Source organism: Microbacterium sp. 71-23, from assembly GCF_001897265.1.
Taxonomy (GTDB): Bacteria; Actinomycetota; Actinomycetes; order Actinomycetales; family Microbacteriaceae; genus Microbacterium; species Microbacterium ginsengisoli.
This window is the reverse complement of sequence record NZ_MKSL01000012.1, coordinates 96,131-109,653: the sequence shown is the minus strand read 5'-3', so window position 1 is coordinate 109,653 and position 13,523 is coordinate 96,131. Positions and strand designations below refer to the sequence as shown.

Below are 13,523 nucleotides of genomic sequence, written 5' to 3'. Positions count from 1 at the left end.
CGACGCCGCACCGAGGTCTCGCGGCCCCGGGTCTGTCGCTCCGACCGACCGACCCGGGGCCGCGGCATCCCGTCTCAGTGCACTCGACGGGTGCCGCGATCGGCGGCGGCGCGGGCACGACGCCGATCACGATGGGCGGAGATCAGCGTCACGACGCCGTAGAGGAGGAGCGCGCCGACCACGATCGGGATCACCCACATGCGCCAGTCACCGACCAGGATGTTGTTGATCCATCCGATGTAGGGCACGGCGTACCAGAGCTTGCCCACGACCTGCGCGGCGAGCACCGGCTTCGCGTCGTCGACATTGTTCGCGTCGCCGCGGGTGAGGAACAGGGGGGCGCCGTCGCCCGACGCACCGATTCCCACGATGCGGTGGGTGACGACCGCGGGCTTGCCCGATTCGAGCTGATACGTGACGACGTCACCGGTACGCAGCGTCGACGGATCGACGGGCCGAACGACGACGAGGGTGCCGGGGGGATACAGCGGCACCATCGACCCGGTGAGCACCGTGTAGGCGCGTGATCCCGTCACGGCCGGCACGGCGATGACGACGATCGCGATCAACGCGACGATCACCAGCGGAGCCCAGGACAGTCCCGCCGCGATCATCCGCACCACGGAGACCCGCTCTCCGGATCGGTGGCGCACCGCGCGGCGGGTGGCGGGGAGGGTGTCGGTCATCTGTGGTGCTCCCTGCGTCTCACCGAGAGCACGGCGCCCGCGCCCAGTGCGCCGAGACCGGCGAGCAGCACGGTGCGCAGCGTGTCGCCGTCGAACCAGCCCGTGCGCGGCAGTGCCGACACCGACGGCGCGGGTGCGGACGCGACGGGGCAGGTCGAGGCCGGCGGTGCCGTCATCGCGTCGCTCGCGGTCGAGACGACCTCGAACGACACCGCCGTGTTCTGCGCGGTGCTCAATCCCGGTGAGACGGCGAGCGAGAGCGTCACCGGGATCACCTCGCCCGGTGCGAGTCGCGCCGACGCCAGTGCGAGACATCCGGTGACCTCACCGAGCTGCTGCGGGGCGTCCCCTCCTCCCGCGATGCTCGTCGCGAGCAGCAGGTCGCGCGAGCTCGAGGACACATCGGTGGCGAAGAGGGCGACGGATGCCGCGGTGCTCCGGTCGTTGCGCACCGAGAACGTGGCGTCGAAGGCGGATCCCGGCACAGGACGCCAGGACGCGGGCACGATGTCGAGCGGGCCGGATGTCCACGTGGAGCCGTCGGCGCTGAAGGAGAGCCCCGGTTCGCCTGCCGCCGTGGCGGCCCGCGCGACGGCAGGCGCGGCCGCCGGCGCGAGCGGGAGCGCTGCCGCGGTGAGCACGGCGAGCAGCGCGACGGAGCCGGTCATGTGCACTGCACCCCCAGGCCGAGCCCGAGCACCGACACATAGGTCAGATGAGCGATGCCGACGTACACCGTGGTACTCCCAGCGGTGTAGCTCACGGTGACGTAGTGGTCGCCCGCGCTTCCGCCGAGGAGGGCGTTGGTGATCGTGCGGGTGGCGGTTCCGGCGGGCACACCCGTCGCTGTCGAGGTGGCACCGGTGTCGAGCGTGAAGGTGTACGTACCCGAGACCGGCGCGGTGTATGTGACGGTGGCGGACTGTGCGGCGACGTTGAGGATGCCCGGGTTGGTCAGGCACGACATCCACCCCGTGCTCGTCGCGGTCAGCGGGGCCGACTGCGACGTGCTCCAGTTCTGCTGCGCGGGGGTGAGGGTCAGGGTGGCGGCGGCTGCGGGGCTCGGCGGGGCGGCCCCGCTGGCGGTGCTCGCGACGACACCGGCGACCACGATCTTCAGGCAGGCGTAGGTGGTGGCGCCCGGCGCCGGAAGGTTCGTCGAGAGGGTCGCGGATGCCGCGGCGAGCAGGTTCTGCGCGGCGACGCCGCTGTAGGTGGCATCCGTCGCGCAGGTCGAGGCGCTCGCGGCCGAGGTGATCTGCACGGTGGCGGTGGCCCCGCTGCCGAGGGAGTTCGTTCCGGGCGCCGTGGCGACGGCGACGCTCGCCCACGGCGTGGTGCCCGAGTTGGCCATGGTCACCGCGGCGTACTGGGAGCCGGTGCGCCCGAAGAACGACACCGCGGTCGCGCCGGGAGCGGTGACCGCGAAGGTGCGACTCGATGCCGCGACCGTCGTCTGCGCGCTGACGGACCAGTAGGCGAACGCGGCCGCCGGTGCGAGCACCGCGAACGCACAGGCCGCCGCGAGGGCGGCGATGGCGGCGGTTCTGCGGGTCATGGCGGTGCTCGATGTCCGGTCACGGCGATGTCTGGGAGCCGGTGAGGGTGAGGGTGGGCGACGCGCTGGCGGCGAAGGTTCCATTGGCGGCCGTCACCGGAAGCGACTGCCAGACGCAGAGGGTGGCACTCGCCCCTGACGCCAGCGTCGGCGCCGTCGTCGGTGAGGTGAGACCGCCGGCGAGACTCCACGTCCACAGCCCCGACGCCGGTGGGGTCGCCGCGCAGGTCGCGCTGGTCTGCGTGGCGAAACTCACCACGACGTTGCCGCCGAGATTCGACGACGACGCCCCGGCGAGGGCGACGGCGGCTCCGAGGCGCAGCCCGACGGCGCCGCCGTTGGTGACGGTCCTCACCGCGATGAGGTCGGCCGGGCCGCCCGGATACACCCCGGCAGGGGTCACGGGCGTTCCGGCGGTGATCGCGAGCGAGGGCGTTCCGGTCGTGACCGTGGCGGGGCTGACGCTCGTCGCGGACGAGAACGATCCGTAGGTGCCGGGCGCGACGACCACGGCGAGCACGACAGCCCCGAGGACCAGGGATGCCGCACTCACCGCGGTCGTGGTGCTCCCGCGCATGACCGTCGGCTGGTTACGGAGCGACCTGGGTGAGGGTCAGGCCGATCTGCGACAGCGAGATCGTCGAGTTCACGCCGACCTGATCGCCGGTCGATCCGAACGGCCAGGAGATCGTGGTCGTCACGCTGAGCGAGGTCGTGCCGTTCGGAATCGCGTACGACCCGGCCGACGGGGTGATCGTCGTGCCCGATTGGTCCTTGACCGTGTACGTCGGCGTCGCGCCGAGAAGGGTCTGCAGGCCCGAGCTCGACGACGTGAGGGCACCGCCCGTCAGTGCTGCCGAGACCTTCAGGTTCGTGCCGACCGCCGTCACCGGGAAGGTGGCCGCGTACTGCAGCGTGTCACCCGGAACGGCGAGGTAGCTCGCCGTGTCGACGCTCGTGAAACTGGACCCGAGGTACTTCTCCACCGACCAACCCGACGACGATGCCGTGCCGATCGTCAGCTGACCGGTCGTGACCTGCGCCGGCGTGACCGTCGCCTGCGAGCTCCAGTACGCGAGCGATCCTCCGCCTCCGAAGAGCAGGACGACACCCGACGCGATCGCCAACGTGCCTTTTGTTGCCTTGTTCATGTTGTCTCCCCAATGAGATCGCCAGGGAGACTCCACCGTCCCCCTGTGCCGCACCCCGAGCGATTCCCCCTCGCTCTCCCCAGGTGCGTGGCGGCACTCTACGCCGCCGCCTCCGGGGTCACGCCAGGCCATTGCCTCACGTCCTCGTGCGCCGTATGCTCTATCGTCCTCGTCGGCGCCGACGACGAGCGGATGCCGCGGCTCAGCCCGCGAGCGCCGCGTCGAGCGTGAGGAACTGTGCGCGGAACTCCGCCCGCAGACGTGCCTTCTGGGCGTCGTCGCACCACGCGGCATCCACCCCGTTCAGGGCGATGCGCTTGGCGGTCTCGGCCGAGACACCCATCTCGAGCAGGCCCTCGGTGTACTCGCGTCCGAGGTCGGTGCGGAAGAACATGGCGTCGTCGGTGGAGACGGTCACGGTCAGGCCCGCCTCGATCATGCCGCGGATGCGGTGCGAGGGGTCGAGGTGCCAGCCGGTGCAGATGGTGGTGGAGATCGGGGTGGTCGTGAAGGCGACCCCGCGCGCGAGGGCGAGCTCGACGAGCGCCGGGTCGTCCATGATGCGGTAGCCGTGGTCGAGGCGGTCGCAGTCGAGCACCTCGAGCGCGTCGCGCACCGCCGACGGCAGCGCCCGATCGGTCTCGGCGACGTGGGCGGTGCGGTGCAGGCCGTGGGCGGCGGCGAGCGCGTAAGCGTCGGCGAAGCGCGCCGGGTCCTCGGTGTCCTCGGGGGTGAGGTCGTCCTGGCCGATGCCGACGACCTCGGGGCGCGGGTGCGCGAGCACCTGCCGCACCATCTCGACGGCGCTCTCGGGCGACTCGCGGCGGTTGATCGCGGCGATCACCCGGAAGCCGACGCCGTAGTCGGTCTCGGCGCGACGCAGTCCGTCGATGATCGGGTCGATCACGTCGGGGTAGGCGAGGCCGCGCGACGCGAAGTACTGCGGGTTGACGAAGTACTCGCGGTAGCGCAGATTGCCGTCGGCGACCGCCGAACGCACTCCCTCGTAGGCGACGCGGGCGAAGTCGTCGGGCGCGCGCAGCACGTCGTGCGCGGCCCGGAACGCCACCAGGAAGTCGCGCAGGTCGTCGAAGTCGAACAGCGTCGCGGGGTCGGTCGAGCGCAACGCGACGCCGTACCGGTCGGCGAGCTCGATGAACAGCGGCGCGTTCATCGTCGACGCGAAGTGGCAGTGCAGCTCGGTCTTGGGCAGCAGCCGCAGATAGTCCGGATACCCGATCACGAGCGCGAGCGTACGTGGCCCGTGTGTCGGGCGGATGTCGCTCGATTACAGGCCGAGGGCTGCCTTCACCCCCGCGTTGACGACCTCGCCGCCGACGACGTTGAGACCCTTCGCGAGGGCCGGGTCGGCAGCGGATGCCGCGTCCCATCCCTTGTCGGCGATCGCGATGACGTAGGGCAGCGTGGCGTTCGCAAGAGCGCGGGTCGAGGTGTGCGGCACGGCGCCCGGCATGTTGGCGACGCAGTAGTACACGGAGTCGTGCACGGGGAACGTCGGGTCGTCGTGGGTCGTCGGACGGGAGCCTTCGAAGCATCCGCCCTGGTCGATGGCGATGTCCACGAGCACGGAGCCGGGCTTCATGGCGGCGACCATGTCGTCGGTGACGAGCTTCGGGGCGGCGGCCCCGGGGATGAGCACCGAGCCGATCACGAGATCGGCATCGCGCAGCTGCTCGGCGATCTCGTACCGGGTCGACGCGCGCGTCTGCACCTGGGTACCGAAGCGGGCCTCGATGCGGCGCAGGGCCGGCAGGGAGATGTCGATGACGGTGACCTGGGCACCGAGGCCGAGGGCGTTGGCAGCCGCGTGCTCGCCGGCGACACCGCCGCCGATCACGACGACCTTCGCCCGCGGGGTGCCCGGCACGCCGCCCATGAGCTGGCCGCGGCCTCCGGAGGCGCGCATGAGGGCGTGGGCGCCGACGACGATCGAGAGGCGCCCAGCGACCTCGCTCATCGGGGCGAGGAGAGGGAGCGCACGGTCGGGGGTCTGCACGGTCTCGTAGGCGACGGCGGTCGTGCCGGCCGCGATGAGCGCCTCGGTGAGGGGACGGTCGGCGGCGAGGTGCAGGTAGGTGAAGAGGGTGAGGTCGGGGCGCAGCAGCGGGTACTCCGCGGCGATCGGCTCCTTGACCTTCACGAGCAGGTCTGCACCCGACCAGGTCTCCTCGGCGGTGGCGGCGATGACCGCGCCGGCGGCGCGGTACTCGTCATCGGAGAACCCGCTGCCGATGCCGGCTCCGGACTGCACGACGACCTCGTGGCCGCGGTGATGCAGAGCGTCGACGCCGGCGGGCGTGAGCCCCACCCGGTTCTCGTTGTTCTTGATCTCGGTCGGCACGGCGACGCGCATGTCGGGCTCCTCGGTTCCTCCGGCGGGTTGAGGGAAATATGGCAGACGGTTCGCTCTCTTGTGTTACATGCAGAATCTTCTGCGTCAGATTCGTCATATCGCCGTAGAGTTCTCTGGAAAACCCGCTCTTGTCCCCCAACTGTCGAAGGATCTTCGATGCCCGATGAGCTCGACCCGATCGATGAGCAGATCATCGAGACCCTCAGTCGCGACGCGCGGGCGACCAACGCGGCCCTCGCCGATCAGCTGGGCGTTGCCCCGTCGACCGCCCACGCCCGCACCCGCTCCCTCGTCGAACGAGGGGTACTGACGGGCTTCCACGCCGCCGTCGACCAGACCGCGCTCGGGCGCGGCCTCCAAGCGATCATCGGCGTGACCCTGCGGCCCGGGCAGCGTCAGGAGAACATCCGCGGGTTCGCCCAGGAGATCAGCCGGCACCCCGACGTCATCCAGCTCTTCTTCCTCGGCGGGGTCGACGACTTCCTCGTGCACATCGCCGTCGACACATCGTCGTCGGTACGACGCTTCGTCGTCGATCAACTCTCGGCACGACCGAGCGTCGCCTCGACCCGCACGAGCCTGATCTTCGAGTACCACCGCAACGCCGTCGCCGCCGACTTCTCCTGATCCCGGCGACGCAGCCGACGCGTCAGGCCGCTTCGCCGAACCCGTCGGCGGCGAGGTCGTGCACGGCGGTGACCGCGGCGACCGCATCTGCCCCGTCCCCCGCGATGCGCAGCACATCGCCCTTCCCCGCGGCGAGCGACAGCAGTCCGATGAGGCTCGACGCAGACACCGGCCCTTTGCCCGAGGTCGCGTTGGTCACGGTGACCGCGGCGTCGAACCGGCCGACGGTCTTCACGACGGATGCCGCGGGCCGGGAGTGCAGCCCCACCTCGTTCACGAGGGTCACCTCGGCGACGGCCACCGCGGGGGCGACCTCGACGGGCGCCGCGGCGGGTGCGGCATCCGCCCCCGTCTCGGAGACGTCGTCCTGCCGCTTCGCATCGAGCGCTCGGCGCGCTTCGGACGTCACCTCGTCGAGGGTGCCGCCGGTCACGGCCCGGACGATCCCGGCGGTCAACCCCTCGACGAAGGGCCCGTCGCTGATGCGCACGGGCACGGCGCTCTCCCGGAGATCCAGGGCGAGCGAGGAGCTCAGCACGGCCGAGCCCAGGTCGGTGACGATGAGCACCCCGTCGGTGTCGGCCAGCTCGTCGATCGCCTGCGCGATCGCGGCGGCGTCCGTGCCGAAGCCGCCCGCGGCGCCGGCCGCGACCCGCACCGGCGGCGCCTCGTCATGCACCATCTGCAGGGCGAGGTCGACCGCCGCGTCGGCGAGCGGGGCGGAGTGCGAGACGACGACGAACCCGATCACGCGGCCAGCACTCCCGCCAGGGTCTCGAGCAGGATGACCGACGACGACGCCCCCGGATCGAGATGCCCGGCACTGCGCTCCCCGAGGTACGAGGCACGACCCTTGCGCGCCACGAGCGGTTCGGTCGAGTCGCGTCCGGCCTCTCCGGCGCGGGCAGCGGATGCCGCGGCATCCGCTGCACTTTCACCCGCCGCCGCGGCGGCGAAGGCCGCGACAGCGGGGGTGAGCGCGTCGATCATGGTCTTGTCGCCGATCTCGGCGTGACCGCGCGAGACGATGCCGGCGACGCCGGCGGCGAGCGCTTCGGCGAACTGCGCGGCGGTGACCTCGGAGTCGGCGGGCAGCGCCTTGGCCGCCTCGAGGAAGAGGGTGCCGTAGAGCGAGCCACTCGCCCCACCGACGGTCGAGATGAGGGTCATCCCGACCGACTTCAGCAGGGCGGGAGCCGTGTCGGGCACGCCGGCGTCGAGCTTCGTGACCACGGCGGTGAAGCCGCGGGCCATGTTCGTGCCGTGGTCGGCGTCGCCGATGGCCGAGTCGAGCTCGGTGAGCCAGGCGGCCTTCTCGTGCAGGGCGGCAGAGGCGGCGCGCAGCCACGCCTCGAGCTGGGCGACGGTGATGACGTCTGCCATCTCAGCGCCCCCAGCGCAGGGCGGAGGTCACGACCGGGGCATCCCAGAGGCGCAGGATCTCGTCGTCGGCCTTCACCAGCGTGAGCGAGGCGCCGGCCATGTCGAGGCTCGTGACATAGTCGCCGACGAGCGTGCGCGCGACGGTGACGCGCTTCGCCTCGAGGGCCTTCGCGACCTCGCCGTAGGTGAGGTAGAGCTCGATGAGCGGCGTGCCGCCGAGGCCGGTGAGCAGGGCGATCACGGGCGATCCGGTGAAGTCGAGGTCGTCGGTGATGGCGGTGACGATCGTCTCGGCGATGTCGTGAGCGGATGCCAGCGGCACCCGCTTGCGGCCCGGCTCGCCGTGGATGCCGACACCGACCTCCATCTCGTCCTCGGGCAGCTCGAAGCTCGGCTTGCCGTTGGCCGGCACGGTGCAGCTCGTGAGCGCGACGCCCATCGAGCGCCCGTTCGCGGCGACCTTCTCGGCGATGCGCTTGACCTCTGCGAGGGGCAGGCCTTCGGCCGCGGCGGCGCCGGCGACCTTCTCGACGACGAGGGTCGTGCCCACGCCGCGGCGACCCGCGGTCCAGGTGGAGTCCTCGACGGCGACGTCGTCGGCCACGACGACCGACTCGACGATCACGCCCTCCTCACGGGCGAGGTCGGCGGCCATGTCGAAGTTGAGCACGTCGCCGGTGTAGTTCTTCACGATGAACAGCACGCCCGAACCGGAGTCGACCTTCGTCGCGGCGGCGAGCATCTGGTCGGGGGTGGGCGAGGTGAACACCTCGCCCGCGCACGCGGCGTCGAGCATGCCGTCGCCGACGAAGCCGCTGTGCAGGGGCTCGTGACCCGAGCCTCCGCCGGAGACGAGGGTGACGCGACCGGCGCGCGGTGCGGTGCCGAACACGACGCGGTTCTCGAAGTCGACGTCGAGTTCGGGGTGGGCTGCGGCGACCCCGTGCAGCGCGTCGGCGAGGACGTTGGCCGGGTCGTTGATGAGCTTCTTCATGCGCGGATCTCCTGCTCGTTTCAGGCCTCGGTCGTCGAGGCGTTGTCGATGCGCGCGACGGATCGGGATCGCCCGCCGGCGTCACAGCAGGGGGTGTCCGCGACGCGCATGCGCCGCGTGGTGATGTCGTCCATGACTCACGCTCCCCTGTGAACGATGTGTGGATCGACGGTGCAATTTTCGACATTGTCGAAACCACTTCGCTAATATCGAAGCATTGTCGCGTCGGACGCCGGTGTCAAGAGGCATCCCGACCGTGCGTCCCCTGAGGATGCTGAATGCGGAAGGAGAGCCCCATGATCCAGTCGATCGACCGTGCCGCGCGCATCCTCGGGCTCCTGCAGGGCGCGCGGCGACTGGGCGTCAGCGACCTCGGCGCCGCGCTCGGACTCCCCCCGTCCACCGTGCACGGGCTCGTGAAGTCGTTGCAGGCCCACGGGCTCGTCGCGCAGGAACCCGACGGCAACCGCTACATGCTCGGGCCTGCGCTGCTCAAGCTCTCGAGCGTCTACCTCGACACCCTCGATGTGCGCTCGCGCTCCATCCGGTGGATGCACGCTCTGTCGCAGCGCACCGGCTTCGCCACCCGGCTCGGGGTGCCGCTGCTCGGCGACGTGCTCGTCATCCATCACGACCGGCGCCCGGACGGCTCCGAGCAGATGCCCGAGACCGGCATCACGCTGCCCGTGCACGCGTCGGCGATCGGCAAGGTGCTGGCGGCCTACGACGACGACGTGCGCGGTGAACTGCTTGCACGCGAGCTCGCCGACCTCACCGACCACACAGTGACGGATGCCGCATCCCTCACGTCGGCGCTCGACGACATCCGAGCGGCGGCGCTCGCGTGGGAGATCGAGGAGGCCGTCGTCGGAGAGTGCTCGGTGGCGGTGCCGGTCGTCGACGACACCGGACGGGTGATCGCCGCCGTGGCGCTCGTCGTGCCCGCCGACGCGCAGCCGGTGCCCGATGCGGCCCTGCGCGAGCTGCGCGACGCCGCGCGCGGCATCTCCCGCGAGCTCGGCGCGGCGACCTGGCCGCCGCGGGCCTGAGCGCCTCCCACCCCGCCCGACCCCGGCTCCCGAGCCCCCTGGCCCCGCGCACAGTCGGAACTTCTCGCCGACACGGGGCGCCGCGGCATCCCGAACCGGCGCGGCGCCGAGAAGTTCCGACGCAGTGCGGGCATCGCGCCGTTCGCGGATTGCACCGCCCGAGCCCGCGCCAGCCCCTGCCGCAGCCGCAGTCCCTGCCGCAGCCGCAGCCCCAGCCGCAGCCCCTGCCCGACCCCAGAGCACATTCCGGCCCGAAGGGCAATCCACTTCGTCGACGGCTCCGAAACGCCAGTATGGGGTCACTTCTCCCTGCCCGCCTGCGGCCACGGAGTGACCCAGTGCCACGACGTTCCGACCGGAGGACACCATGCGGGAGCGCTCCACCGAACCCCTCGTCGACATCGACGGTTACCGCAACATCACCGACCTGCTGACCCGGCGCGCGGCGACGGCGCCCGATCACGCGGCGTTCGATGTGCCGACCGGTGATGCGGAGCATCCGTGGCGACACGTCTCGACGGCCGACTATCTGCACCAGGTGCAGTCGCTCGCGAAGGGCCTGATCGCCGTCGGCGTCGGCGCCGGCGAGACCGTCGCGATCATGGCGCCCACCCGCTACGAGTGGGCCGTCGCCGATCTCGCCGGGTGGTTCGCGGGCGCCGTGATCGTGCCGGTCTACGACACCTCGTCCCCCGACCAGGTCTCGGCGATCACCACCGATGCGCAGGTGCGGCTGGGCATCGCGGGCGGAGAGCGACAGCGCGGCATCCTCACCGACGCGTTCGCCGCGACGGGTCTCGGCGACCTCGGCGTCTGGACGATGGATGCCTCGCCCGCCGACCTCGACGCGCTCACCGCGCGCGGCGTCGCGATCGGCGATGACGTTCTCGAGGCGCGGCGCCGTCACGCCGACCTCGACTCCCCCGCGACGATCGTCTACACGTCGGGCACGAGCGGCGAACCGAAGGGCGCGATCCTCACGCACCGCAACTTCGTCGGCCAGGTCGCCAACATCGCCGCGGCGTACAGCGCCGTGGTGCACGACGGCGGCAACACGGTCATCTTCCTGCCACTCGCCCATGTGCTCGCCCGCGGCCTGCAGCTCATCTGCCTGTCGGGCGGGATGCGCATCGCGCACGTCGCCGACACGACCCAGGTCGTCGAGAGCCTCGGGGTGCTGCGCCCGACCTTCCTCGTGGTCGTCCCGCGGGTGCTCGAGAAGATCCGCGCGGCGGCCGGAGCGAAAGCGGATGCCGCTCACCTCGCCGCGGTCTGGCGCGGCGCCGTCGCGACCGCCGAGCAGTGGGGGGAGGCCGCCGAGTCGGGCGCGACGCCCGCGTTCGGGCTGCGGCTGCGCCGCCGGCTCTTCGACCGCCTCTTCTACGGGCGGCTGCGCGCGCTCATGGGCGGCCGGCTCGACTACATCCTCTCCGGCGGCGCCCCGCTCGCCGCCGACCTGTCGCTGTTCTTCCGCGGCCTCGGCGTGCCGGTGATCGAGGGCTACGGGCTGACCGAGACATCCGCGCCCCTGACCGGCAACCTGCCGGGGAACATCCGCTCGGGCACCGTGGGCTACCCGCTGCCCGGCTCGACCGTGCGCATCAGCGAGCGCGGCGAGATCCTCGCGCGGGGCGTCGGGGTGTTCGCGGGCTACCGCGACCCGCGGCACAACGCCGACGCGTTCGAGGACGGCTTCCTGCGCACCGGCGACCTCGGCCGGCTCGACGACGACGGCCGCCTCGTGCTCGAGGGCCGCCTCAAGGACGTCATCATCACCAGCACCGGCAAGACCGTCGTGCCGCAGGCGTGGGAGAACGCGGTCGAGGCACATCCCCTCGTCGCCCACGCGGTGACCGTCGGCGAGGGGCGTTCGTACCTGTCGGCCCTGCTCGTGCTCGACCCCGTCGAGACCCGCGCCTGGGCGCAGGAGAACGGTGTCTCGGTCGACGACACCGCGGGCGACGGGCTCTCCGTGATCGACGATCCCGCCCTCGTCGCGGCGCTGACTGCCGTGGTGGATGCCGCGAACTCCCGCGTCTCCCACAGTGAGAGCGTGCGGCGCTTCGCGCTCGTGCTCGCCGACCTCGACGACACGACCCTCGTCACCCCGACCCTGAAGATCAAGCGCACCGCGCTGCTCGACCGCGGCGCCGCCGTGATCGACGACCTCTACGCCCGCGCGTGAGCCGCGGCATCCCCTCGTTCCTTCGACCCGATCGGAGCACCCCATGTCCGTGACCCGCAAAGCCCTCCTCACGATCATCGTCGTGCTGGTGATCGGCGCGCTCGTCGCCGTCGCCGGAAGCCAGGGCGGGGCGACCGTCGGCGGGTTCCCGCTGTACGCGCTCGCCGTGATCGCCGCATTCGCGATCCAGGTGATCGTGTACATCCCATCGCAGCTCGCGCACACCGAGCACTTCTTCGACCTGACCGGGAGCCTCACGTTCGTCGTCGTCTCCGCGGGCCTCGTGGTGCTGCATCCGACCATCGACGCGCGCGGCTGGGTGCTCGCGGCGATGGTGACGGTGTGGGCGCTGCGGCTCGGCACGTTCCTGTTCATGCGCGTGCGGCGCACGGGGGGCGACGACCGGTTCGACACGATCAAGCAGAACCCGGTGCGGTTCCTGCAGGTGTGGGTGATCCAGGGCGCGTGGGTGAGCCTGACGGCATCGGCGGCGTGGATCGCCCTGTCGTCCGACCAGCCGGCGCCGCTGGGGTGGATCGCCTACGTCGGCATCGCGGTGTGGCTCGTCGGCCTCGTGATCGAGATCGTCGCGGATGCCCAGAAGAACGCCTTCAAGGCGGATGCCGCGAACCGCGGTCGCTTCATCAGCACGGGCCTGTGGTCTCGGTCGCGGCATCCGAACTACTTCGGCGAGATCGTGCTGTGGGTGGGCGTGTTCCTCGTCGCCGCCCCGGCGCTGTCGGGCTGGCAGTGGGTCGCCGTGCTCTCGCCCCTGTTCGTCACCCTGCTGCTCACCCGGGTCAGCGGCATCCCCCTGCTCGAGGCGAAGGCGGAGCGGAAGTGGGGCGACGATCCCGCCTACCGGGCGTACAAGGCCCGCACTCCCGTGCTGCTCCCGCGCCTCACCGCGCCGACGACGCGGGTCGCCGCGGCGGAGTGAGGGTCGCGGCGGCCGGGTGGTGACGGCGGCCGGGTGGTGACGGCGGCCGGGTGGGGCGGCCGGCGAGTGCCGGGGGCGGGTAAGGGTCACCGAGGCGGGTGAGGGGAACGGCCCGGGTCGGCCGGCGATCGACCCGCGGACTCGGCCGGGCACCACGTCGGAAGTCTTCCCTGACGCGCCGGCGACGGATGCCGCGGCGCGGCGTGCCGCCGAGAAGTTCCGACGTTGCGGGGCCGGGCGAGGCGCGTCGCGTCACCCCGATGTCATGCACGACTGGTGCGAAACCTATGAATCACAGAAAGGTAACGAGAAGGGCTTCCCTTCCGTTACCTCGCCGTTATAGAGTGCTCGCACGGTAGTTGTTTTGCTGTGGCAGCTACCGGCATGTGATTGCAGGACACTCTTGGTGCAAAAGGGACAAGGGCCGGTCGGGATCCCCGACCGGCCCTACTTTTTCGCCCGGATGCCCCCACCCGTCGCGCCCGCCAGGGATTGCTGATCGCGGCATCCGACCGCGCTATGTCTTTCCACAGAACAGCCGGAATCGGACGCACTCCGTTACCGCGTCGTTATACC

At 71.4% G+C, this 13,523-nt stretch carries 14 protein-coding genes; 4 read left to right on the top strand and 10 right to left on the bottom strand.

The genetic code is table 11. The annotated features are described in order from the left end of the window. Nucleotides 1–74: 74 nt before the first annotated feature. From BGO15_RS04815 to ald, 7 genes are all read right to left on the bottom strand, one after another. Nucleotides 75–686, bottom strand: a complete 612-nt coding sequence (locus BGO15_RS04815; RefSeq protein WP_056208121.1) for a signal peptidase I — start codon at nt 684–686, stop codon at nt 75–77. Further along, the gene (locus BGO15_RS04810) at nt 683–1,354 is read right to left on the bottom strand and encodes a hypothetical protein (RefSeq protein ID WP_056208118.1); all 672 of its coding nucleotides are present in this window, start codon (nt 1,352–1,354) and stop codon (nt 683–685) included. Before BGO15_RS04810 ends, BGO15_RS04815 begins: the two co-directional genes overlap by 4 nt. After that, nucleotides 1,351–2,244, bottom strand: coding sequence for a hypothetical protein (locus BGO15_RS04805; protein WP_056208114.1), 894 nt, complete (start codon nt 2,242–2,244; stop codon nt 1,351–1,353). The genes BGO15_RS04810 and BGO15_RS04805 overlap by 4 nt, the downstream gene beginning before the upstream one ends. Nucleotides 2,245–2,263: 19 nt before the next feature. After that, entirely contained in the window at nt 2,264–2,821 is a 558-nt protein-coding gene (locus BGO15_RS04800; protein WP_056208111.1) for a hypothetical protein, read from the bottom strand. A 13-nt stretch (nt 2,822–2,834) separates the two neighbouring features. Continuing rightward, nucleotides 2,835–3,395, bottom strand: coding sequence for an alternate-type signal peptide domain-containing protein (locus BGO15_RS04795; RefSeq protein ID WP_162237844.1), 561 nt, complete (start codon nt 3,393–3,395; stop codon nt 2,835–2,837). A gap of 202 nt (nt 3,396–3,597) precedes the next feature. Beyond that, nucleotides 3,598–4,638 (bottom strand): adenosine deaminase, encoded by a 1,041-nt coding sequence (gene add / locus BGO15_RS04790; protein ID WP_056519005.1) that lies wholly within the window; start codon nt 4,636–4,638, stop codon nt 3,598–3,600. A gap of 45 nt (nt 4,639–4,683) precedes the next feature. Continuing rightward, entirely contained in the window at nt 4,684–5,769 is a 1,086-nt protein-coding gene (gene ald / locus BGO15_RS04785) for an alanine dehydrogenase (RefSeq protein WP_056519008.1), read from the bottom strand. A 156-nt stretch (nt 5,770–5,925) separates the two neighbouring features. Here ald and BGO15_RS04780 point away from each other — a divergent pair, with 156 nt between their 5' ends. Next, on the top strand, nt 5,926–6,396 hold the full coding sequence (locus BGO15_RS04780; RefSeq protein WP_045247174.1) for an Lrp/AsnC family transcriptional regulator: 471 nt from the start codon (nt 5,926–5,928) through the stop codon (nt 6,394–6,396). Between the two features lie 22 nt (nt 6,397–6,418). Here the strand turns inward: BGO15_RS04780 and BGO15_RS04775 are convergent, their stop codons facing one another. Genes BGO15_RS04775 through dhaK form a run of 3 tightly spaced genes read right to left on the bottom strand, consistent with a single transcriptional unit; the run spans nt 6,419 to nt 8,773 of the window. Next, nucleotides 6,419–7,147, bottom strand: a complete 729-nt coding sequence (locus BGO15_RS04775; RefSeq protein ID WP_056519010.1) for an HPr family phosphocarrier protein — start codon at nt 7,145–7,147, stop codon at nt 6,419–6,421. Continuing rightward, on the bottom strand, nt 7,144–7,779 hold the full coding sequence (gene dhaL / locus BGO15_RS04770; RefSeq protein WP_056208105.1) for a dihydroxyacetone kinase subunit DhaL: 636 nt from the start codon (nt 7,777–7,779) through the stop codon (nt 7,144–7,146). Before dhaL ends, BGO15_RS04775 begins: the two co-directional genes overlap by 4 nt. Nucleotide 7,780: 1 nt before the next feature. Continuing rightward, nucleotides 7,781–8,773 carry a dihydroxyacetone kinase subunit DhaK gene (gene dhaK, locus BGO15_RS04765; RefSeq protein WP_056208102.1) on the bottom strand — a complete coding sequence of 331 codons (993 nt, stop codon included), beginning with the start codon at nt 8,771–8,773 and terminating at the stop codon, nt 7,781–7,783. Nucleotides 8,774–9,069: 296 nt separating this feature from the next. On the opposite strand from dhaK, the gene BGO15_RS04760 reads away from it, so the two are divergent. The 3 genes from BGO15_RS04760 to BGO15_RS04750 all read left to right on the top strand — a co-directional run bounded on the left by BGO15_RS04760 (nt 9,070) and on the right by BGO15_RS04750 (nt 12,947). Continuing rightward, nucleotides 9,070–9,822, top strand: coding sequence for an IclR family transcriptional regulator (locus BGO15_RS04760; RefSeq protein WP_056519012.1), 753 nt, complete (start codon nt 9,070–9,072; stop codon nt 9,820–9,822). Between the two features lie 367 nt (nt 9,823–10,189). Further along, entirely contained in the window at nt 10,190–12,007 is a 1,818-nt protein-coding gene (locus BGO15_RS04755) for an AMP-dependent synthetase/ligase (RefSeq protein WP_056208099.1), read from the top strand. 43 nt (nt 12,008–12,050) lie between these two features. Then, nucleotides 12,051–12,947 carry a DUF1295 domain-containing protein gene (locus tag BGO15_RS04750; RefSeq protein ID WP_056208096.1) on the top strand — a complete coding sequence of 299 codons (897 nt, stop codon included), beginning with the start codon at nt 12,051–12,053 and terminating at the stop codon, nt 12,945–12,947. Nucleotides 12,948–13,523 lie beyond the last annotated feature (576 nt).

What these genes read in the sequence shown, in the direction of transcription:
- BGO15_RS04795 (WP_162237844.1), bottom strand. Translation starts at nt 3,395, where the DNA reads ATGAACAAGGCAACAAAAGGCACGTTGGCGATCGCGTCGGGTGTCGTC.
- BGO15_RS04760 (WP_056519012.1), top strand. Translation starts at nt 9,070, where the DNA reads ATGATCCAGTCGATCGACCGTGCCGCGCGCATCCTCGGGCTCCTGCAG.
- BGO15_RS04810 (WP_056208118.1), bottom strand. Translation starts at nt 1,354, where the DNA reads ATGACCGGCTCCGTCGCGCTGCTCGCCGTGCTCACCGCGGCAGCGCTC.
- BGO15_RS04815 (WP_056208121.1), bottom strand. Translation starts at nt 686, where the DNA reads ATGACCGACACCCTCCCCGCCACCCGCCGCGCGGTGCGCCACCGATCC.
- dhaL (WP_056208105.1), bottom strand. Translation starts at nt 7,779, where the DNA reads ATGGCAGACGTCATCACCGTCGCCCAGCTCGAGGCGTGGCTGCGCGCC.
- BGO15_RS04800 (WP_056208111.1), bottom strand. Translation starts at nt 2,821, where the DNA reads ATGCGCGGGAGCACCACGACCGCGGTGAGTGCGGCATCCCTGGTCCTC.
- BGO15_RS04755 (WP_056208099.1), top strand. Translation starts at nt 10,190, where the DNA reads ATGCGGGAGCGCTCCACCGAACCCCTCGTCGACATCGACGGTTACCGC.
- BGO15_RS04805 (WP_056208114.1), bottom strand. Translation starts at nt 2,244, where the DNA reads ATGACCCGCAGAACCGCCGCCATCGCCGCCCTCGCGGCGGCCTGTGCG.
- BGO15_RS04750 (WP_056208096.1), top strand. Translation starts at nt 12,051, where the DNA reads ATGTCCGTGACCCGCAAAGCCCTCCTCACGATCATCGTCGTGCTGGTG.
- BGO15_RS04780 (WP_045247174.1), top strand. Translation starts at nt 5,926, where the DNA reads ATGCCCGATGAGCTCGACCCGATCGATGAGCAGATCATCGAGACCCTC.
- ald (WP_056519008.1), bottom strand. Translation starts at nt 5,769, where the DNA reads ATGCGCGTCGCCGTGCCGACCGAGATCAAGAACAACGAGAACCGGGTG.
- dhaK (WP_056208102.1), bottom strand. Translation starts at nt 8,773, where the DNA reads ATGAAGAAGCTCATCAACGACCCGGCCAACGTCCTCGCCGACGCGCTG.